This is a genomic window from Ellagibacter isourolithinifaciens, assembly GCF_008831035.1.
Classification (GTDB): domain Bacteria; phylum Actinomycetota; class Coriobacteriia; order Coriobacteriales; family Eggerthellaceae; genus Ellagibacter; species Ellagibacter isourolithinifaciens.
The window spans coordinates 1-18,962 of the sequence record NZ_WAJR01000025.1 but is presented as its reverse complement, the minus strand read 5'-3'; the positions used below and the strand labels follow the sequence as shown (position 1 = coordinate 18,962).

At 59.1% G+C, this 18,962-nt stretch carries 17 protein-coding genes; 12 read left to right on the top strand and 5 right to left on the bottom strand.

The window, feature by feature from the left end:
- Positions 1–135: 135 nt before the first annotated feature.
- Positions 136–759 (top strand): iron-sulfur cluster assembly scaffold protein, encoded by a 624-nt coding sequence (locus tag F8C90_RS08655; RefSeq protein WP_158050123.1) that lies wholly within the window; start codon positions 136–138, stop codon positions 757–759.
- Positions 759–2,192 (top strand): hypothetical protein, encoded by a 1,434-nt coding sequence (locus F8C90_RS08650; protein WP_158050122.1) that lies wholly within the window; start codon positions 759–761, stop codon positions 2,190–2,192. Before F8C90_RS08655 ends, F8C90_RS08650 begins: the two co-directional genes overlap by 1 nt.
- Positions 2,193–2,270: 78 nt before the next feature.
- Here F8C90_RS08650 and F8C90_RS11315 read toward each other — a convergent pair whose 3' ends face one another.
- Complete coding sequence (locus F8C90_RS11315) at positions 2,271–2,402, bottom strand: hypothetical protein (protein WP_281350332.1); 132 nt, start codon at positions 2,400–2,402, stop codon at positions 2,271–2,273.
- A gap of 288 nt (positions 2,403–2,690) precedes the next feature.
- Positions 2,691–4,829 carry an aldehyde ferredoxin oxidoreductase gene (locus F8C90_RS08645; RefSeq protein WP_158050121.1) on the bottom strand — a complete coding sequence of 713 codons (2,139 nt, stop codon included), beginning with the start codon at positions 4,827–4,829 and terminating at the stop codon, positions 2,691–2,693.
- Positions 4,830–5,173: 344 nt separating this feature from the next.
- Between F8C90_RS08645 and F8C90_RS08640 the strand changes: the two genes are divergently transcribed.
- From F8C90_RS08640 to cysK, 9 genes are all read left to right on the top strand, one after another.
- Positions 5,174–5,917, top strand: coding sequence for a 4Fe-4S binding protein (locus F8C90_RS08640; protein ID WP_158050120.1), 744 nt, complete (start codon positions 5,174–5,176; stop codon positions 5,915–5,917).
- Positions 5,918–5,984: 67 nt separating this feature from the next.
- A complete protein-coding gene (locus F8C90_RS08635) occupies positions 5,985–6,662 on the top strand; it encodes a molecular chaperone TorD family protein (protein ID WP_158050119.1) in 678 nt (225 codons plus the stop codon).
- Positions 6,663–6,725: 63 nt separating this feature from the next.
- Entirely contained in the window at positions 6,726–8,927 is a 2,202-nt protein-coding gene (locus F8C90_RS08630) for a molybdopterin-containing oxidoreductase family protein (RefSeq protein ID WP_158050118.1), read from the top strand.
- A 2-nt stretch (positions 8,928–8,929) separates the two neighbouring features.
- Positions 8,930–9,472, top strand: a complete 543-nt coding sequence (locus F8C90_RS08625; protein ID WP_158050117.1) for a 4Fe-4S dicluster domain-containing protein — start codon at positions 8,930–8,932, stop codon at positions 9,470–9,472.
- A gap of 6 nt (positions 9,473–9,478) precedes the next feature.
- A complete protein-coding gene (gene nrfD / locus F8C90_RS08620; protein WP_158050116.1) occupies positions 9,479–10,375 on the top strand; it encodes an NrfD/PsrC family molybdoenzyme membrane anchor subunit in 897 nt (298 codons plus the stop codon).
- 628 nt (positions 10,376–11,003) lie between these two features.
- Positions 11,004–11,489 (top strand): MarR family winged helix-turn-helix transcriptional regulator, encoded by a 486-nt coding sequence (locus tag F8C90_RS08615; protein ID WP_158050115.1) that lies wholly within the window; start codon positions 11,004–11,006, stop codon positions 11,487–11,489.
- Positions 11,490–11,633: 144 nt separating this feature from the next.
- Complete coding sequence (locus tag F8C90_RS08610; protein WP_158050114.1) at positions 11,634–12,074, top strand: RrF2 family transcriptional regulator; 441 nt, start codon at positions 11,634–11,636, stop codon at positions 12,072–12,074.
- 72 nt (positions 12,075–12,146) lie between these two features.
- On the top strand, positions 12,147–12,464 hold the full coding sequence (locus tag F8C90_RS08605) for a gamma-glutamyl-gamma-aminobutyrate hydrolase family protein (protein ID WP_158050113.1): 318 nt from the start codon (positions 12,147–12,149) through the stop codon (positions 12,462–12,464).
- Positions 12,465–12,614: 150 nt separating this feature from the next.
- Positions 12,615–13,547 (top strand): cysteine synthase A, encoded by a 933-nt coding sequence (gene cysK / locus F8C90_RS08600; protein ID WP_158050112.1) that lies wholly within the window; start codon positions 12,615–12,617, stop codon positions 13,545–13,547.
- Positions 13,548–13,715: 168 nt separating this feature from the next.
- On the opposite strand, the gene mnmA is transcribed toward cysK, so the two are convergent.
- Positions 13,716–14,837 (bottom strand): tRNA 2-thiouridine(34) synthase MnmA, encoded by a 1,122-nt coding sequence (gene mnmA, locus F8C90_RS08595; protein WP_158050111.1) that lies wholly within the window; start codon positions 14,835–14,837, stop codon positions 13,716–13,718.
- Entirely contained in the window at positions 14,830–17,979 is a 3,150-nt protein-coding gene (locus F8C90_RS08590) for an ABC transporter ATP-binding protein/permease (protein WP_158050110.1), read from the bottom strand. The genes mnmA and F8C90_RS08590 overlap by 8 nt, the downstream gene beginning before the upstream one ends.
- 175 nt (positions 17,980–18,154) lie before the next feature.
- Between F8C90_RS08590 and F8C90_RS08585 the strand changes: the two genes are divergently transcribed.
- Complete coding sequence (locus F8C90_RS08585; protein WP_158050109.1) at positions 18,155–18,670, top strand: ferritin; 516 nt, start codon at positions 18,155–18,157, stop codon at positions 18,668–18,670.
- A 203-nt stretch (positions 18,671–18,873) separates the two neighbouring features.
- Here F8C90_RS08585 and F8C90_RS08580 read toward each other — a convergent pair.
- On the bottom strand, positions 18,874–18,962 hold an 89-nt coding region (locus F8C90_RS08580; protein ID WP_151432084.1), incomplete at its 5' end, for an IS3 family transposase.

Genomic DNA, 18,962 nt, shown 5'->3' with positions numbered 1-18,962 from the left:
ATCGTTTTTTATCCCCAAAGAGGGTATATCCTCTTATCAAAAACAGCCACCATGATAGCATCAATTTGTTTCGATTCGGAGTCTTGACATGATTATCTGCAAATCAAGGTTCTCGGTTGAGTGAGAGGGGAAGCTATGGGGGACGGACGAGACGTATTTCACGAGCCGGCAGAGCGTGCGCTGATTCGCACCGCCGATGTGTATCAAACGAATCTTGACGAGGGGGTTGCGGGCTATTCCGACACGCTGCTGTCGATAGTCGCGAATTTCACCAACTCCGGCAAGCCGGAGGGCTATAACGCGGAATCCATGGTAGGCAAGTCGAAGCGCGGCGAAGTGGCGCTGCGCTTGTTCGCCGTTGTTGGCGAGCCCGAAGATGGCGGCGAGCCGCGTTTTTTGCGCGCTGGGTTCAAGACGCGTGGGTGCCTTGCCATGACCGCCTGTGCAAGCGTCATCTGCACGATGATCGAGGGCAAGACCTTCACAGAGGCGCTTGCCATTGCGCCCGACGACGTGAAGGCGGCCGTTGACGGCGTGCCCTACGACAAGGCGCATACCACGGTGTTCGCGGTAGAGGGCGTGCGTGGTTTGGTTGGCGATTGGTATTACCGCAGCGGTATAACGCTTGCCGAGCTCAACGAGAAGCTGCCGTGCGATACGAGTTCGGTCGCGTGCCTTCTGTGCGAGCATTGCTCGCTGCGCGACACGCGCCTTGACATGATGGTCGATGAAGCGCGTGCGAAGGCGGCGAACGCGTAATGGCCGCCGAGGACGCGCAAGCTGCGGTGGCGGCGCCTGAGGAAGATCTCTCGCAGGAAAACTTGACGGGGACCTCCTGCGGAAAGGGTCCCGATGCGGTCTCTGGTTGCCCTGACGCGACTCCTTGCGGGGAAGGTGCGGATACCGAGGCTGGCGAGACTCCTGGGGCCGGCGCGAACGAAGCGGTTGCCGCTTCTGGCATTGCGGGCGCGGCGGGCACTGCTGGCGGCGTTTCGGTTGGCGCGACCGACGCGTCGGGCGCAGGTGAGGCGGCGGGCGAAGGCAGCGACGCCGCCGAAGCGCGACAGGCTGAGCCTACGCCCGAAGAGCGTGAGCTCGCGGAGAACAATGCGCTCGCCGACGTGTTCGACGATGTTCGACGTCAATCCTCTGATAGCCAGCTCGTTGTCCCGAGCAGGTGGGTTGAACTGGGGTTGGTGCCTGGGCATATGACCTCTGACGAGTTCGAGATGCTCGTCTACGAGTATCTCGAGGACTATCGTCGCGACCATAAAGACGAGATCGCAGCGGAAAAGGCGGAACGTGCGCGTAAAGCGAGCTCCATCCGGTCGGCTACGCGCGCCGTGGGCGTTCCCCCAAAAATTCCCAATCGTCGGCTGAAGCAGATCGAGGAGGACGAGAAGGCGACTGCGCAGAAGGCTGCGCGCGAAGCGTCCGAGGCCGAAGCGGGGAAGGCGGTCGCGGGCGATGACGCGAAAGCGGCTTCGGGCGAGGCCGTTGCCTCCGATGGTGCGAGCGCATCCAGGCAGTCTGCTGGCGATGCGGACGCCTCTGTGGCTCTCGAGTCGTCTCAGGTCGCGGCCGAGTCCACCTCCTCCGTGCGAGCTGAGGCCATGGATACCTTTGCGCCTCATGCGAGCGAGGCGGCTTCCGCAGCGCCTGTTGAGCCTTCGAAGGACGGTGCAGCCTCCGACGACGATCCCTTTGCGGGCCTCAAGCTTCCCGAAGGCTACAAGCTCGTGGAGCTTGAAGGGGAATATGTGCTGGTGCCCGACGAGGATGCCGCGCCGGTAAAGAAAGAGATTCACTGCGAGCATATCGTCACGCTGGTGGGGCAACACAGCTACTACCTGTATGACTCCGACCTCATGACGAAGAACTATGCGCACTGGGCTTTTCTGGCGGCCGAGGACAACCCCTTGGCCACATTCGTCGACTGCGTCCGCGAGGATGGGCGCATCTATCCGCGTCCCTTTGCTGCGGAAGACCTGGCCAACCCTCCTTTCCATATGAGCAAAAGCAAAGTTGAGGACACGTGGGCCGAGCTTCAGAAGTCGGGTGAGTACCCCGACATCGAGCGCTGCGAAGCCTCGAACGGCGACGTCTACTTCTTCTCGACGCTTTATATGGATCGCACGCTTGCCGAGTCCCTCGCGGAATACCGGTCGGTGGAGCGCCTCTCGAACGTGTAGCAACCGCATGGCAGCTGGTGGGCGCTAAGCTCTTGCGCGCCCATCTCGCTGCCTGCGTCTTCTCGGCGCCACTCGCGGTTAAAGCTCGCCGCGCTTCTCCAAAGCGTCAACCACCTTTATGTCGGCAGGAAGCCAATCGACGTTTTCGATGTGCGCAAGGATTTCGCCATCCTTCTCGATGATGGCTGCTACAACGTCGATGGTCTTCATTCACTTGCCTCTCAGGTTCTTGTGCGATTTCATCTTCGATCGTAGCTTGAAGCGGCGGGCAAGCAAAGATCTGTGCGCGATATCCTCGCATTCTGCGCATGGGAATGGCAGTGGACGCCCGAGGCGGTGCGCCCCTCACATCTTCCCCCCCCTAATACAACAAGAAGAGCCTCCGAAGAGGCTCTTCTTGCGGGTAGGGCTACCCTCTACGCCGGATGCGACTCATTGGGGAGGTTTGCGGCGGCTCGTGGCTTCGCGCCATGCAAGCCGCCGCCTTCGTCGCATCGCTTACGGAAGAAGGTTCAGGTTCTTGAGGTCTTCCTCAACGTCGGACATGCCATAGTACTCGAGGCAGTCGGCCGTCGGGCAGCCAAGCTCGCTGTCCCAACCGAACTTCTCGTAGAGCATGGTGAGGCCCTTCTGGAAGTCTTGCTTCTCCATCTTGTCGGTGCCTTCGGTGAAGGGCTGCTTGTCCGGGTCCTTCGTGAACGGCCACTCAGTCATGACGTCGTGGATTTTGCGGAAGTCGTTGCAACCCATGTTGCCGTTTGCGTCCTTCATGCCGCGGGCAGTGTTCGCGCGCTGCAGCGTGATGATCTTCGCAGCAGCCTTGTACAGGTCGTCGGTGGTGACGTCCTTGCCGGTGACAGCCTTGAAGAACTTCGCCTCGAGGTCGAGGTCGCCACGGTAGTTGCGGTCCTTCGACGGGCTCTGCGCCATCGGCCATACCCAGTTGCACAGCGTGAGCGAGTCATGCAGTACGTCGGTGACGATGGACCACCAGCAGAAGTTGATCTTGTGGTCGTTGACAGGCGTGTAGTTCTTTGTCTGGTCGAGCGCGTCTTCGCCGCCCCACAGCTCAGCTGCGATTTCCTGCTTGAGCTCATGCGGAAGGCCGCACTGCAGCATGTTCTGATGAGAGTGGATCATCGGGTCGCGGTTGAAGATCATGTTCAGCAGGCCGCCGACCTGGCCATAGGACTCAATGGCGTGGTGAACCGGCCAGCCGCGGTAGTTGATGAGGCAGCTTGCCGTGGTGTCGAACCACTCCATGTCGTTCCAGCGCTTGCACCACACGATCGGGCCATGGCCGAGATAGGACATCTCGTTGTCGTTCTTGGCGATGTGCGTGAGCAGCTCGACCATGATGGTCGGGTCGTTGTTCTCGAACTTCTTCCAGTCGAACATGTTGTACTCATCGGCCGGCAGGTTCTTCTCGAAGATACCCGCAGACACGCAGTGGGCGATGTCGCGGTAAAGCTGAGCGTAGTTGCACCACAGACCCAAATCGTCCACCGTGCCGCCAACAACCTGGTCCCAAATGAGGCCGTCTTCGGTAGATGCCTTGACGGAAGTGTGCTCGCCCAGAATCTTCACCATGTAGACGGAGAACGGGAAGTTCGGCACGCAGGTGTTGCCCGTGATCTCGTAGCCACCGTTGGCCTTGGAGTTCGGGACGCGCATGTCGGAGTAGCAGTGAATCGGGCAGCTGTGGCAGCCGTTCATCTTGATGGTGTACTTCTCGGCCTCGGGACCCTCGTCCTTGGTGGTCTTCATGCAGCGGTAGCCAACCGTGTTGATCTCGCCCGGCTTCGGCTCGCCGGTCTCGATCGGGTCGCCCTCGGCGTCGGCCCAGTACAGGCCCTTGCGAGCGGTCCAACGGGTGCCCTTGTCGTAGTATTCAGCCCATTCCTGCTGGGTGGAAGGCACGACGTGGTTGTTGTTGGAGCCGATGATTTCGCGCAGCATGTAGTCGGACAGGTCGGCCAGAGCCTGCGGATCCTTCACGTTAACGGTGCCGCTGCCCTCGACGACGAGCGCCTTGAGTTTCTTAGAGCCCATGACGGTGCCGAGGCCCGCGCCTGCGGAGTGGTTGCGGGAATTCATCATGCAGGCATAGGGGAGTAGGTTCTCGCCTGCAGGGCCGATGGTCGCGACGCAGGCGCTGACGCCCTCGAGGCGGTTCAAGACCTCGGTCGTAGCGCGGGTGCCAAGGCCCCACACCATCGAGCCGTCCTTGATTTCGACCTTGTCATTCTTGATGTGAAGGTAAACCGGCTTGTCGGACTTGCCTTCGACGATGATGGCATCGTAACCAGCCATCTTGATTTTCGCGCCAAGCATGCCGCCACAGTGCGCGTCGACAACCTGGTAGTCGGTGGTGAAGGTGGAAAGGAAGCAAACCGTGGTGCGGCCAGCCAGCGGCACGCCGGTTGCGGTCAGAGGACCGACGGCGTAAACGATCTTTGCGTCCTCGCTCAGAGGATCGGTGCCCGGGGCGACCTCATCATAGATGATTTTGTTCGCCAGGCCCATGCCGCCGATATAGTCCTCATAGGGTGCGGTCGGCTCGGTGGTGATGGATCCAGTCGTGAGGTTCACGCGCAAGATCTTGCCGGCCCAGCCATATGACTTCGTGTCAGCCATTGTTGCATCTCCAAATCTCTCGCTTATCGTGCGTTGCGTGACACGTCAAGGCGACTTGGGGTTGCAGACGATACAAACTCGTCGGGCGAAGTTTCTCATCTGGGCGCAATACCCCTGTACCCTCTTTAAGGGTAATTGGGCAAAATTGCAGGTAAACGCAGTTTTGCCCCCGAAAGAGGGTACGAGGGGCTTTCTTGGGAGGGCATACTGCTTACCGTTGCGTGACCTATCAAGGCCAAAAAGAAGAGGGGGAGCCACCGGGATGCGTACCTCTATATAAAGGTACGTGAGGAAACCGGGGCCGAAGGAAGAGACTCACCGATATGTGAGGGGGAGTACCAAAAATGTCAGATACCAATATCAACGGCAGCGCCCCTGAAGAGAGCCTGACGAACGCCGTCGAGCAAACTGAAGCTGTGGAAGCAAAGCCGAAGCATGCGATGACCCGTCGCCAGGTGCTTGCAATGGCAGGCTGCGGCGTCGCCGGTCTCGTTGTGGGCGGCGTGCTGGCGTCGTGGGGCGTCACGAGTCAGTCGATCGCATCGGGCCGTATCGACATCCGCCACACTGCAACCAAGATGATCGTCACCGATCGCGCCCGTTGCTCCGGATGCCAGCGCTGCGAAATGATGTGCACCTTGAAGAACGATGGCCGCGTGTGCCAGAACATCGCGCGCGTCCGCGTTTGGGATAACTACAACTGGGGTACCAGCCCCGACACGGGCGAAGGCTCGTTCGGCGACGGCAACCCGGGCGCATGCGAGTTCACCGTCGAGCACTGCAAGCAGTGCGCCGACGCGTGGTGCATGAAGTACTGCCCGGTCCATGCTATCAAGCCCGACGAGAAGACGGGCGCCCGCACGGTCGACCCGAAGCTTTGCATCGGTTGCGGCATGTGCGCGCAGGCTTGCCCCTGGAACATGCCTCGCATCGATACTGAAACGGGCGTTTCCACGAAGTGCATCTCCTGCGGCCGCTGCGCAGAGCAGTGCCCCAACGGTGCCATCCAGTTCATCGATTGGGAAGATATCGCGCAGAAGTGCATCGACATGGGCGTCGTTCGCACGACCACGCTCGTCTCTGCGTAAGCGTCGGCTTCCCGCTGATGCAAGGTAAGTAAGTCAAACGATCGATTCGGAAAGGAGCGAACAGACGATGTTGGACGACGCAGCGGTGTTCTCGATTCTCTCGAAGTGCTTTGCTCCCGTTGATAAGGCGGAATGGGAGAATCTGTCCGCGCGCAAGGCGTGGGCCGAGTTTCTCGATGGCGCACGTTTCATCCTTCAGAACGGCGGAAGTCTCGGGCTTGACAAGAGCCCCGCGGACTACCGTCGCGGCAACCACGCGCCTTTGCAGGATTTCCTGTCGGAGTGCGAGGTCTGCGCGCTGTTCTGCCCTCCTACCTACGAAGAGATGCGGCAGTTCGCTGCCCGCCACTTCACGGGAGGCTTGCCCGAATCGGCGCTTCCTATCGAGTCGCTTTACGTGAACACTGCCAAGGCAGGCGACCTGCTTTCGCCCGTCGACGGCAAGGGGATGTATCTGGGCACTTCCGCCCGCTACATGTCCGCGCTCGCGGAGCAGCTGGGGTTCGGCATTCCGTTCGAGTTCTCCGATTGCCCCGACCATTTGGCTCTCGAGCTTGACATGGTCGCGGTGCTTCTGAGGAGCGGAATGGTGGACGAGGCGCGAACGTTTCTCTCCGAGAGGTTCAATTGGCTTACCGCGTATCGCAGACGCCTTATCAATCTGGGAAGCGAGGCGAACTTCTACGTTTGCCTGTGCGACCTGCTCATCGGCATCGTTGCCGAGCAGGCAGAAGATGCGGCGTGAGCGATAAAGCATCAAAGGGGAGCGAAGACGATGACGCGAGATGCATATAGAGAGGAATCAGCAATGTCAGAAAACGCTATTACCAGGCGAAGCTTTCTGGCCGGAAGCGCCGGGGTCGCTGCCGTTGCGGCGGGCGCGGGCTTTTTGAGCTTCAACGCTTGGGAGCAGGCGGATGCGCGCGGGACGAGCGATATCGATCATCACACCGCCCACTCGCTGTGCAACTCCTGTTCATCGAAGTGCGGGTTCACGGGATACGTCGTTGACGGCAAGCTTGGCAAGATGATCGGCGATGCGAACCATCCGAACTGCGAAGGCACGCTGTGCGGTCGCGGCTACGGCTTCGCCTCCATCGCCTACAACGAGGATCGCCTGACCGACCCGCTTAAGAAGAACGGCGGCAAGTTCGAGAAGATCACGTGGGACCAGGCCTACAGCGAGATCGCCGAGAAGGTCAAGGCGATCATCGACGAGAAGGGTCCCCAGGCGCTCGCCATGGTGCAGGACCCGCGCCCGAGCGGTTCGTATTACACCAAGCGTTTCATGAACGCACTTGGCAGCCCGAACGTCTACACGCACGGTGCTGCTTGCAACATGTCGAAGAACGCTGGGTTTACCCAGGTCATCGGCACGGGTGACTTCACCTCCGACGTGGCGAACTCCAAGATGACGATGTTCATCGGCCGCAGCTACGCCGATGCGATCAAGCCGAGCCAGCTGCATGCCATGCAGAAGGCGCACGAGAACGGCGCCGAACTGGTGATCGTCGACCCGCGTCTGAACAACTCCATCGCGTTCGCCGATGAGTGGGTGCCGATCAACCCTGGCACTGACCTGGCTTTCATCCTGGCTATGGCTCATGTCGTCGTGCACAACAAGCTCTACGATGCGAGCTACATCGCCGAGAACACCGTCGGCTTCGAAGAGTGGGCCGACTACCTGAAGGATTGCACGCCTGCATGGGCAGAGGAGATCACCGGCATCTCGAAGGATACGATTGAGCGCCTGGCGACCGACCTTGCCACGGCAGCTCCGGCAGCATCCATCGAGCCTTCTTGGCGTGGTGCTTACGGCTGCAGCTATGCGAACTCCGGCGAGACCGCTCGCGCGGTGTGCTGCTTCAACACGCTTCTCGGCTGCTGGAACCAGGAAGGCGGTGCCTTCTTCGGGAACTCCGTGAAAGCGGGCAACCTCGACAAGGAGAAGTTCCCGCCTGTTCCCAAGCCAGAAGGCAAGATTGCCGGTGCGGACGAGTACCCGCTGTCCCTTGCGGGCATGGGCGTGAACGTCTACGCTGCCGAGCTCGCCAAGAAGGGCGAGATCAAGGGCATGTTCTTCTACAACTCGAACATGGTTGCGGGTTACTCCAACCCCAAGTACCTTGAGGACTGCCTCTCGAACCTCGAGCTTTCCGTTGCCATCGACATCCAGATGACCGAGACCTGCCAGGCTTGCGATTACGTGCTTCCGGATACGTCGTATCTGGAGCGCTTGGAAGTTCCTGAGTTCATCGGCGGCAAGATCCCCGCAGTTTCCCTGCGCGACCAGGTAATCGAGAAGATTCACCCGAATACCAAGCCGGTCGACGAGATCTTCACCGAGCTCGCCGAGGCATGCGGCGTGGGCGAGTACTTCCCGTTCACGATCGAAGAGCTCGCGGATGCGCAGCTTCGCACGGTGGGCCTTACGCTCGACGGCTTGAGGGTCGCCGGCACCGCCCGCTTCCCCGAGAAGACTTTCAAGTTCGGCAAGACGCCGACGTGGAAGACCCCCACGGGCAAGATCCAGTTCTCGAGCGATGCGTGCCACGCGGCTGGTTACCCGAGCGTTCCTCAGTGGACCGAGCCCGTCGCGAGCGTTCCCGAGGGCGACAACTACTTCCGCCTGATCGGCGGCAAGCAGGCTGTTCATACGCACACGCAGACCGCGAACGTGCCGGCGCTCATGAATATTTCCAAGCAGTACAACCTCGATCGTGTTTGGATTAACGCAAGCCGCGCTGCGAAGCTCGGTATCGCCGAGGGCGACGAGGTCGAGATTTCCAATGATGAGGCAAAGGGTACGGTGAAAGTGCACGTCACCGAGCGCATTAACCCCGAGGCTCTGTACATGCCGAGCCACTACGGATGCAGCTCCAAGGACGAGAAGACCGCCTACGGGTTCGGCCTGCGTCAGATGGACTTCGTGCCCTTCCGCATTGAGCCTGGCTACGGTGGCATCTGCTCGCAGGAGGCTATCGTGAGCGTCAGGAAGGTGGGTGCATAAACATGGCCCGTTATGGAATGTTGATCGATACCACGAAGTGCATCGGCTGCTACACCTGCCGTCTTGCATGCCAGCGGCAAAACGGCCTTGAGCCGGATGAGGCGTTCGTCCGTTTCGAGGACCGCGAAACTGGCACGTATCCCCAGGTTGGCGTCGAGCATGTGCCCCTGCAGTGCATGCATTGCGAAGATGCGCCCTGCACGAAGGTGTGCCCGACTGGCGCTGCCCATATCGGCACCGACGGTATCGTCCAAGTTGATCAGGGCCGCTGCATCGGCTGCTTGTACTGCATGGCAGCGTGCCCGTATCAGGTTCGTGTGCGCAACTCCAAGACCGGCGCAGTCGACAAGTGCCGCTTCTGCCACGTGTCGAACTACGAGAACGGTACCGAGATGTGCACCTGCGTGACGGCTTGCCCGACCCATGCCCGTATCTTCGGCGACTTGGATGACCCGGATTGCGAGCTGGTCAAGGAAATTAATCGCACGCATGCGGCGCCTATCGCCGGCGATCTGACCAAGTCCAAAGTTTTCTATGTGAGGTGATGAGAGATGACCTTCGAACCTATTTGGAGCGGCATCATCGCCTGCTATCTGTTCCTTGGCGGCTTGGGCGGTGGCGCGTTCGCGACGAGTGCGTTTTTGGCGTGGCGCCATCCTGAAGCGGTGAATATGCGCAAGATCGGCCACGTCATCGCGCCGATCGCTGTGATCATCGGTCTTGTGCTGCTGATGTTCGACGCAAAGGCGGGCCTTTACAACCCGCTGCGCTTCGCTCTGTTGCTGACGAACTTCGGGTCCGTGATGACCTGGGGCGTCGTTATCCTGGCGCTGTTCGTGATCGTGGCATTGATCGCCATGATCCTCGACCTTACAAAGCGTCGCGTCCCCTGGGGCATCGAGCTTGCCGGCTCGATCCTGGGCATCTGCGTCGCCATCTACACTGGCTGCCTGCTCGGTGTGTGCAACACGTTCCCGCTGTGGAACAACGCGCTGCTGCCGATTCTGTTCCTCGTCTCGGCAATGTCGACCGGCATGGCATCCGTGCTGCTCGCGGGCGTGTTCAAGCACCCTGAGGAGTTCAACCGCGTGGGCGTGTTCAAGAAGTTCCACTTCTGCTTCCCCTGCATCGAGATGCTGCTGGTGGCATCGCTGATGTTCATCACGGTGACGAACTCGACGGCAGGCTATGAGTCGGTTATGGCGCTGCTCGCTGGTAAGTATGCGGTTGCGTTCTGGGTGCTGTTCGTGATTGTTGGTCTTGTTGGCCCGACGATTCTCGAGACCTGGATGCTGTTCTTCTCCCCGAAGGAGTTCGAGGAGAGCCGTAAGGCGCACGCGATTTCCGCGATGTCCGACATCGGCGTGCTCATCGGCGGCTTCATGCTTCGTCTGCTCGTGCTGATCGCGGCTCTGCCGATCACCATGGTGACGCCGTTTGTCCTGTAACCTTCCCTTTGTAAGGGGCGCGGTACGCCGCTGCGCCCCTTCCCTTTCAGCTTTTCTTGGGGTTGCGGCATGTCGTCGTGCCCCTTCCCTTCAACTTTTCGAATCGCGGACTCCTTCCCCTGCGGTTTCGAAAACCATTCCTGCCAAAGGCCGGTCCTGAAATTCATCAGGACCGGCCTTTGCGCGTCGTGAGGCGAATCGCTTGTGGGGGAGAAGTGCGCGTGGGCCGGCGGGGCGAGGCGCAAGGTCGGAGGGCCCGATGTCGGGGCGTAACGCGAGGCTCGGGTCTAAGCATGGCGAAAAACGACGGGAGCAGCGAGTATTTTTCAATCGACGTTTCGAGCGGTGAGTCTTTTTCTCGGGCGTACATCGGCACGTCGGGGACACGGCTTTGGCTGGCATAGCGCGATTAAAAGCCCCGTATAAATAGCATTTTGAGCCTTGAGCGGTTGTTATTATCTGTATACGGTTTTTGCTATATTATTCATGAATAATTATTACTATATATCTCACATGGGAAAACAATTAAGCGATGTATAAAATATGAATAAAACACTTGTCATTGTGCGAAAGGGATATAGTAACGACGCGGATACAAGGGATAAAAGAAAAGAAAGAAGGACCCTCCATGACTGAAGCAATGAAGACGCTTGCTCAGCTGAAAAAGGCGAGCAAACTTACCCGCCTCGCATTCCACAAGAATGGCCCGAAAAGCTTTAAGCGCGGCCAAGGTGCGCTGCTCAAGTTCCTGCTTGAGGACGACAGCGCCACTCAGCGCGAACTCGTGAAGAAGCTTGGGGTCGACCGCCGCGAGCTCAAGGGTATCGTGAAGAAGGCCGAGCGCAACGGCTACATCACCATCGAAGAGGCTGAGGGCGAGCGCACGTACGCGGTCAAGCTGACCGATGAGGGCAAGAAGATTGCCGAGAAGCGCGTCGCGGCGAACGAGGAGACTGCCGAGGATATTCTTGGTTGCCTGAGCGACGAGGAAGTCGCCCAGCTCAATGCTATTACCGAAAAGCTCATCGTCTCTATCAAGGAGAAAGGCGTCAACGGCAAGAAGAAGGGCCGCAAAGCCCATCACTGCCACGGTCATCGCCATCATCGCCACTAATTGATTGCTGCACTATCTCAGCTTGACTTGCGAGATTATAAAGGGACGCGTTTTGCGTCCCTTTTTTGCATTTGTCCTGAACTTTGCATTCAATGCCTATAAAATAAGAGGGCATTAATCATCGGATGAAGGTGGGCTGGTGCAATGAAAATCTCCACGAAGGGCTTGTATGCGGTGCGTTTTATGCTGAATCTCGCTGAGCACGGGGGAGATAAGCTCGTTTCCTTGAAAGAAGTGTCCGAGGCCGAATCCGTATCGAAGAAGTATCTCGAGCAAATCGTTCCTAACTTGGTGTCCGCGCAGCTGGTGAAGTCGGTGCGTGGTGCCGCTGGCGGATACCGTTTGGCGCGTCCGGCAAGCGATATCACCGTTCTTGATGTGCTCGCCGTTACCGAGGGAACGCTCGCGCCCGTCTCCTGCCTCGCCTGCGAAGACGATTTTGACTGCTCCCAGCCTAATATATGCATCGAAATCGACGTTTGGAGGGGCCTCGACAGACTGATTAAGGATTATCTTTCCGGAATCACCTTGCAGGATATCCTCGATAAAGCCTCCTCCGTTGCTTCTGACTGCTACTCGATTTAACGAAATCGTCACCCAAAAAGTCGACTAATATAGTAGGATTAACTGTATTGCAATATAGTCGAGGGGGCGCTTATGTCGAAAGTCGAGCAACGGCCTGTTATCGGGATTGTGCCAACGCAGGTTCCCGACGAAGATATCGTGCGCGTATACGGCCCTGATGGGCTCGTGGAGGCAATCGAAGTGCGCGATCGCACGTTCATGATGGGCGTGCAATGGCATCCCGAGTACTTTGCGGGGGAGCGCTCGATGGGCTGTATCTTCAAGACGCTTTCCATGGAAGCGTCAAAGGCGCGCTCCCGAGAGGAGTGTCTTCGCGAGGAGGGCTTGCATATCGAGAGGCAAGACGCTGGCGGGAGATGGCCGAGCATTCATTTTGCCGATTGCATTTAACGTTCTCTTAACACTTGCATTCAAACGTCTTCCCAGTTGGGAAGACGTTTTTTAGTTTGAAGGAAAAAAAGATGGCTAATCATATTGACAAAACCTATAAGCATAGTAGGATAAACGCCATCACATAGGAATCGACGAAAGGCGAGAATCATGACCATCCACAAAAGCGTATCGGAGCTAATTGGCAACACCCCTCTTGTAGAGCTTACGAACTTCGAGAAGAACCATAATCTCGACGCGACCATCCTCGGCAAGGTCGAGTTGTTCAACCCGGCAGGGTCGGTGAAGGATCGCATCGCGAAGGCAATGATCGACGAGGCGGTGAAGGCCGGCAAGGTGAACGACGACACGGTGCTCATCGAGCCCACTTCGGGCAATACGGGTATCGGCCTTGCCGCGATAGCTGCTGCTCGGGGTAACCGCCTCATCATCACGATGCCGGAGACGATGTCAATCGAGCGCCGCAACCTCATGAAGGCCTACGGTGCCGAAGTGGTTCTGACCGACGGTTCGAAGGGCATGAAGGGCGCTATTGCCAAAGCTCAGGAGCTCGCAGGCGAGATTTCCAACTCATTCATTCCGAGTCAGTTCACCAATCCAGCGAATCCGGCAATTCATGAGGCGACGACTGGCCCTGAGATTTGGAGGGACACCGAGGGCAAGGTTGATATCCTCGTTGCGGGTGTTGGCACGGGTGGCACGGTTACCGGCACGGGTCGCTACCTGAAGTCCCAGAATCCTGACGTGAAGGTCGTTGCGGTCGAGCCGGCGGGATCCCCGGTTCTCTCCGAAGGCCATGCGGGTGCTCACAAGATTCAGGGCATCGGTGCGGGCTTTATTCCCGATACGCTTGACACGTCGGTGTACGACGAGGTCATCTCTGTTGCTGACGAGGATGCGTTCGAAACGGGTCGCGAGCTCGCCGCGAAGGAGGGCCTGCTTGTCGGCATCTCGTCAGGTGCTGCCGTGTGGGCTGCGGGTCAACTAGCGCAGCGCCCCGAGAACAAGGGCAAGACCATCGTGGCCATTCTTCCCGATACCGGTGAGCGCTACCTGTCGACGGCTATGTTCAAGTTCGAGTAGCGAGTTAGCTTGGGAGTGCGGCGCACGCGTCGCGCAACCTGAGTACTGCCGATTTTTCTTCAAATACCCAAGGCGGCACGATGGCTTTCTTCCCCTCTCTCTGTCTAGGCTGTTGATGCCGCAAAGCGAAGCCCCCTCGATGAATGAACTCGGATCGAGGGGGCTTCGCTACGCACTGACGATGGTGCCGCCGCCGACGACGGTGTCGCCATCGTAAAGGACGAGCGCTTGGCCTGGTGCTGCGGCTCGTTGCGGCTCATCGAACTCCATCACGAGCATGTGGTCCTCGATGCGCGCCCATCCAGGTTGCGCCTTCATGCGGTAATGCGTCTTGGCCGTCACGCGCAAAGGCTCATCGATGGAGGCAACAGAAATCAGGTTCACGTCGTTCGCTCGCACGGTTGCGGCGCGCGTTTCGGAGTCGGTTCCCACGACAAGTGTGTTGGTCTCAGCGTCTTTGCGGAAAACGAATAGTGGCTCACCTGCGGCAACGCCGATTCCCTTGCGCTGGCCGATGGTGTAGCGGTCGATCCCCCTGTGCTCGCCGAGGACTTTGCCATGCATATCGACGATGGGGCCGGACCCGAAAGTGTGCCCGTAGCGGCGTTCGATGAAGCTCGCGTAGTCGCCGTCGGGCACGAAGCAGATGTCCTGGCTCTCGCTCTTTCCCGCATTGTCGAACCCCGCCTCGCGTGCGAGTTCGCGAACCTCAGGCTTCGTTAGTTCCCCAAGCGGGAAAAGCATATGCTCAAGCGTGTCCTGTGTCAGATGGAAGAGGACATAGCTTTGGTCCTTCTTGGGGTCAAGCCCGCATTTCAGCAGGTAGCGGCCAGTTTTCTCGTCGTAGGTGCGCCTGGCGTAATGCCCAGTCGCCACATAGTCGAAATCCAGCTGGCGGCGGCGCTTCTGCAGGGCGTCGAATTTCACGTAGCGGTTGCAGTCGATGCAGGGGTTGGGCGTTCGGCCGCAGAGGTATTCCTTGCAGAAGCGGTCGATCACCTCGCGTCCGAAAAGCCCCTGGTAGTTGAAGACGAAGTAGTCCATCCCCAGGCTGAAGGCAACTTGTCGCGCGTCTTCGATGTCGCGCGAGGAGCAACAGGTGCTCTCGCCCACGATGCCCGAGTCAGGGTCGCCTCCGCCGATTCCGCATGCCGACCCTTCGAGGTCGTCGTTGCCGAAGAGCTTGCAGGTGGTGCCCGTTGCCTCGTAGCCCTGACGGCACAGCAAGAGGGCGGCGACGGAGCTGTCGACTCCGCCGCTCATGGCAACGAGAACGCGTTTCCTACTCACTGCGCAACGCCTCCACCGGGTCTTTGCGGCTCGCCGCGCTTGAGGGGATAAGCCCCGACAGGAACGTGAGGAACACGCTGATGGCAACCAGGATTACCGCAGCTTGCCAGGGGAGGATGGCGACGTTGGGCACGTCGAACAGCGCATAGACGATCGCATTTGCGGGGATGCACCCAAGTGCGGTCACCCCGATGCCGATAAGTCCCGCGACCAGGCCGACGATCACCGTCTCCGCGTTGAACACGCGTCCGATGTCGCCTTTGCTCGCACCGATTGAGCGCAGGATGCCGATCTCCTTCTTGCGCTCGAGGACGCTAATGTAGGTGATCACGCCGATCATGATCGAGGACACCACAAGCGAGATGGCCACGAATGCCACGAGTACATAGCTGATCATGTTCACGATGGTCGTGACCGAGCTCATGAGCGCGCCGACGATGTCGGTGTAGGAAACCGCCTTGTCGTCTTCGCCTTCCGCCTTCATCTTGTCGTTGTACCCGTCGAGGATGTCGATGACGCTCTGCTTGCTCTCGAAGTCTTTCGGGTAGATGTCGATGCTCGCGGGCTTCGCGTAGTCGGCGTAGCCGAGCTTGTTGAGGTTGCCGTCGAAGGACGTGGTCTCGGAGCTCATGAGCGACATCATGAGCTCGGTGAGCTCCTTCTCGTCCATGTTCATCTGGAAAGCGTCGGCGAAGGCGCTCTCATCCACGTGCATCGCGGTGGCCATATTGGTGGAAAGCTGCCCCATGACCTGGGTCATCGCCGCTTGCATCTGCGTCTGCATGGCACTTACCACCTGATTCATGTAGCTGCTCATGGCAGCTTGCAGGTAGGCCTGGATCTTCTGGGCGAGTTCGGCCTGCATCTCGCTCGCGTCGATGATGCCCGGCAGCGCATCGCCCACGAGCTTCTGCGCCCGTTCGGTTACGAAGTACTCGTTGAAGCTGGGAGCCGGCTTGCCCTGTTGAACCTGCTCGCTGTAGTAGGCGAAGTAGTCTTTCTCGACCGTCGCCATGAGCGCCGCTGCCGCTTCCTTGTTGATGGTCGGCTTGCCGTTGACCTGGAACTCCGTGGGATCCATCTCGGGCGCGGCGGGAAGGTTGCTCGTGGTGCCCGACAGATCGAGCGAGCTCATGTCGACCGAGAGCGCGTCGGGGTCGATTTGAAACGCCGCCTGCAGCTTGTTTCCGTCGATGGTGAACAGGGAGCTCATGTCGAAGCTCGAGTCCTCGGCGTCCGCTTCTTCCACGAACGACTTGCCGGTGAAGACGTTCGTCGCGCTGTCCGCCAGCTGGTCTTTGACAATCTGCGAATCCGCCGCCTTGTCGATGATGTGATTCACCATGTCGCTCGTGTAGTAGAAGCCGGTTTGCAGCGAGGTGATCTTCGCGCCCGCCTTGGGCTTCACGATGCCGCAGATGTGCACGTCTTCGCCCGAGTTCACCAGGTCGCGCATATAGTCGGCGTCGTCGCTCTTGTTCTTCCACACGTGGTAGTCGGAGTCGTATTGGTAGTAGTCGGTGGCGGCGACCAGCTTGAACGTCACGTCCATGAGCTGGTCGTACGTAAGCGTCATGTAATCGTCGGGAGCGGTGACCTCTTCCTCATTGGCGAACGCGCGCACCATGTCATCGAGCTCGCTGTGGTCGCGCAGCCCCATGGTGTAGAGCATGAAGTCGCTCACCTTGCCATTAGGGGTGAGCACCAGCACGATATCGTTGTAGCTTTGCGGCCATGTGCCCGCCACGACGTCGTATTGGTCCTGGTAAAGATCGGGATCGCTCGGCATTTCGTAGAAGATGTTGGTGGACATCATCGAGGACATGATGCCGTTGGTGGAAGTGGTCGATCCGAGCCCGATGGAAGAAAACGATTTGTCGGGATTGACCTGCCGTGCGCCATCTTCGGTGTCGGAGCTGAACAGCTGCGGGGTGATATTGTAGCCGTATTCGATGGAATTTACGTACTGGTCGATCCCCGAATCGCCGTTGTCCAGGTACTCTTTCAGGCTTGCGAGGTCGTTGCTTCCGATGCTGCCGAACATGCCGGTCACCATTTTCGACTCTCTGACGGTGCCGCCTGTCGCATCGCCGCTCGAGCTGCTTTCGGTTTCCCCGCCGCCGTTCGAGTCTCCGTCGCTTGGGGAACCCGAGGAACCACCTTGCCCGCCCGTACTCATGCCCATGGTCATGAGGCTCGTCATGTCGAATCCCTGGTCCTCGATGGAGAGCGGGTACTCGGAGAGCGTTTCCTCTTCGACATTGGCGATGTAGCTGTTCACACCGTTCGCGAGTGAGAGGATCGCGGCGATGCCGATGATGCCGATCGAGCCCGCGAAGGCGGTCATGAGGGTGCGACCCTTCTTCGTGAGCAGGTTGTTCCAGGAAAGGGACAGCGCCGTGAGGAAGCTCATCGATGTGCGGCGAACCTGCTTCTTGCTCGCGCGGATGTCTTCGGGCGCGGGGTCGAAGGGGTCGGAGTCGCTGCGGATGACGCCGTCCGCCAGGTTGACGATGCGTGTTGCGTATTGTTCGGCCAGTTCAGGATTGTGCGTGACCATGATGACGAGCCGATCGTTCGCGATTTCGGTCAAGAGGTCCATAATCTGCACGCTCGTCTTGGAATCGAGCGCGCCGGTGGGCTCGTCGGCTAAGAGGATCTCGGGGTCGTTGATGAGCGCTCGGGCGATTGCGACGCGCTGCATCTGCCCGCCCGAGAGCTGGCTCGGCTTCTTGTCCACATGGTCGCTAAGGCCCACCTTGCGCAACGCGTCGAGCGCGCGGGCGCGGCGCTCTGCGCGAGAGACGCCCGACAGCGTGAGCGCCAGCTCCACGTTCGCCAGGATGGTTTGGTGGGGGATGAGATTGTAGGCTTGGAAGACGAACCCGATGCGGTTGTTGCGGAAGGTGTCCCAGTCGCGGTCCTTGTACTCTTTGGTCGAGATGCCGTCGATGACAAGGTCGCCTGTGTCGTAGTGGTCGAGTCCGCCGATGATATTGAGCAGCGTCGTCTTCCCCGAACCCGACGGCCCGAGAATCGCCACGAACTCGCTGTCGCGGAAGGAGATGGACACGTCGTCGAGCGCGGTTTGGGTGAAGCTGCCGGTGGTATAGGCTTTGCGAATATTGCGAAGCTGGAGCATCTACGTCGCCTTTCGATACTGGTTGAACTGCTCTATTGTACGTACCCGTTTTGCGCGCGAGCGGTCTGTTGCCGAATCGACATGAAAGGACTTGTAAAAACTAATGAGACGAAATACTATTAATGGGTTAATTTCCTAAACGGTGCCGACCGGCATCGGGAAAGAGAGGGCGGTTATGGAGAAGAAGGTTTATGAGCTTCTGAACGACCAGATCAACAAGGAGTTTTACTCGGCGTACCTTTATCTTTCGTTCGCCGACTACTACGAGGAGGAGGGGCTTTCCGGCTTCGCGAACTGGTATGAGATCCAGGCGCAGGAAGAGCGGGACCATGCGCTCATCTTGCGTAACTACCTGCACGAGAACGGGTGCAAGGTGAAACTCGGCGCAATCGCCCAGCCCGACCTGGAGTTCACGAGTCATCTTGGGCCGCTTGAGGCGGCGCTTGAGCATGAGAAGTACATCACGTCGACCATCAACGACATCTACGACGCCGCTATGGAGGCGAAAGATTGGCGCACGATGAAGTTCCTCGACTGGTTCATCTCGGAGCAGCAGGAAGAGGAAGACAACGCCGACACCATGGTCACGCGCATGAAACTCTTCGGTAGCGACGCGAAGGCGCTCTACGACCTCGATCAGGAAAACGCGGCGCGCGTTTACGTCGTTCCCTCGCCGCTCGCGAACGCGTAGCGCAAAAGGTCCTGCGAGTTGGGGCTGCTTGGAGTGCGCGTGGACGGCGCCTCGCGCGGGCGCCTTCGGAATCGGAGGGGCCGTGCACAGTAGGGAAACCCCTGCACGCGGGATGTCCCCGAGAGGCGACTCCCATTCCCATCCCGAGAAAGCGAAGAGCCCGCATTGAACTGCATCCCAGTTCTTGGACGGGCCAATAAAGACTAAGCTGCAAGGGACTGATTCCGGAACTCCTCCGGGGTCAGTCCCTTTAGTTTAACCTGTCGCCTCCTTGTGTTCCAGTGAACGATAT

What these genes read in the sequence shown, in the direction of transcription:
- F8C90_RS11315 (WP_281350332.1), bottom strand. Translation starts at nt 2,402, where the DNA reads ATGAAGACCATCGACGTTGTAGCAGCCATCATCGAGAAGGATGGCGAA.
- F8C90_RS08630 (WP_158050118.1), top strand. Translation starts at nt 6,726, where the DNA reads ATGTCAGAAAACGCTATTACCAGGCGAAGCTTTCTGGCCGGAAGCGCC.
- F8C90_RS08650 (WP_158050122.1), top strand. Translation starts at nt 759, where the DNA reads ATGGCCGCCGAGGACGCGCAAGCTGCGGTGGCGGCGCCTGAGGAAGAT.
- F8C90_RS08645 (WP_158050121.1), bottom strand. Translation starts at nt 4,829, where the DNA reads ATGGCTGACACGAAGTCATATGGCTGGGCCGGCAAGATCTTGCGCGTG.
- F8C90_RS08590 (WP_158050110.1), bottom strand. Translation starts at nt 17,979, where the DNA reads ATGCTCCAGCTTCGCAATATTCGCAAAGCCTATACCACCGGCAGCTTC.
- F8C90_RS08625 (WP_158050117.1), top strand. Translation starts at nt 8,930, where the DNA reads ATGGCCCGTTATGGAATGTTGATCGATACCACGAAGTGCATCGGCTGC.
- nrfD (WP_158050116.1), top strand. Translation starts at nt 9,479, where the DNA reads ATGACCTTCGAACCTATTTGGAGCGGCATCATCGCCTGCTATCTGTTC.
- F8C90_RS08585 (WP_158050109.1), top strand. Translation starts at nt 18,155, where the DNA reads ATGGAGAAGAAGGTTTATGAGCTTCTGAACGACCAGATCAACAAGGAG.
- F8C90_RS08635 (WP_158050119.1), top strand. Translation starts at nt 5,985, where the DNA reads ATGTTGGACGACGCAGCGGTGTTCTCGATTCTCTCGAAGTGCTTTGCT.
- F8C90_RS08610 (WP_158050114.1), top strand. Translation starts at nt 11,634, where the DNA reads ATGAAAATCTCCACGAAGGGCTTGTATGCGGTGCGTTTTATGCTGAAT.
- F8C90_RS08605 (WP_158050113.1), top strand. Translation starts at nt 12,147, where the DNA reads ATGTCGAAAGTCGAGCAACGGCCTGTTATCGGGATTGTGCCAACGCAG.
- F8C90_RS08615 (WP_158050115.1), top strand. Translation starts at nt 11,004, where the DNA reads ATGACTGAAGCAATGAAGACGCTTGCTCAGCTGAAAAAGGCGAGCAAA.
- cysK (WP_158050112.1), top strand. Translation starts at nt 12,615, where the DNA reads ATGACCATCCACAAAAGCGTATCGGAGCTAATTGGCAACACCCCTCTT.
- F8C90_RS08655 (WP_158050123.1), top strand. Translation starts at nt 136, where the DNA reads ATGGGGGACGGACGAGACGTATTTCACGAGCCGGCAGAGCGTGCGCTG.
- F8C90_RS08640 (WP_158050120.1), top strand. Translation starts at nt 5,174, where the DNA reads ATGTCAGATACCAATATCAACGGCAGCGCCCCTGAAGAGAGCCTGACG.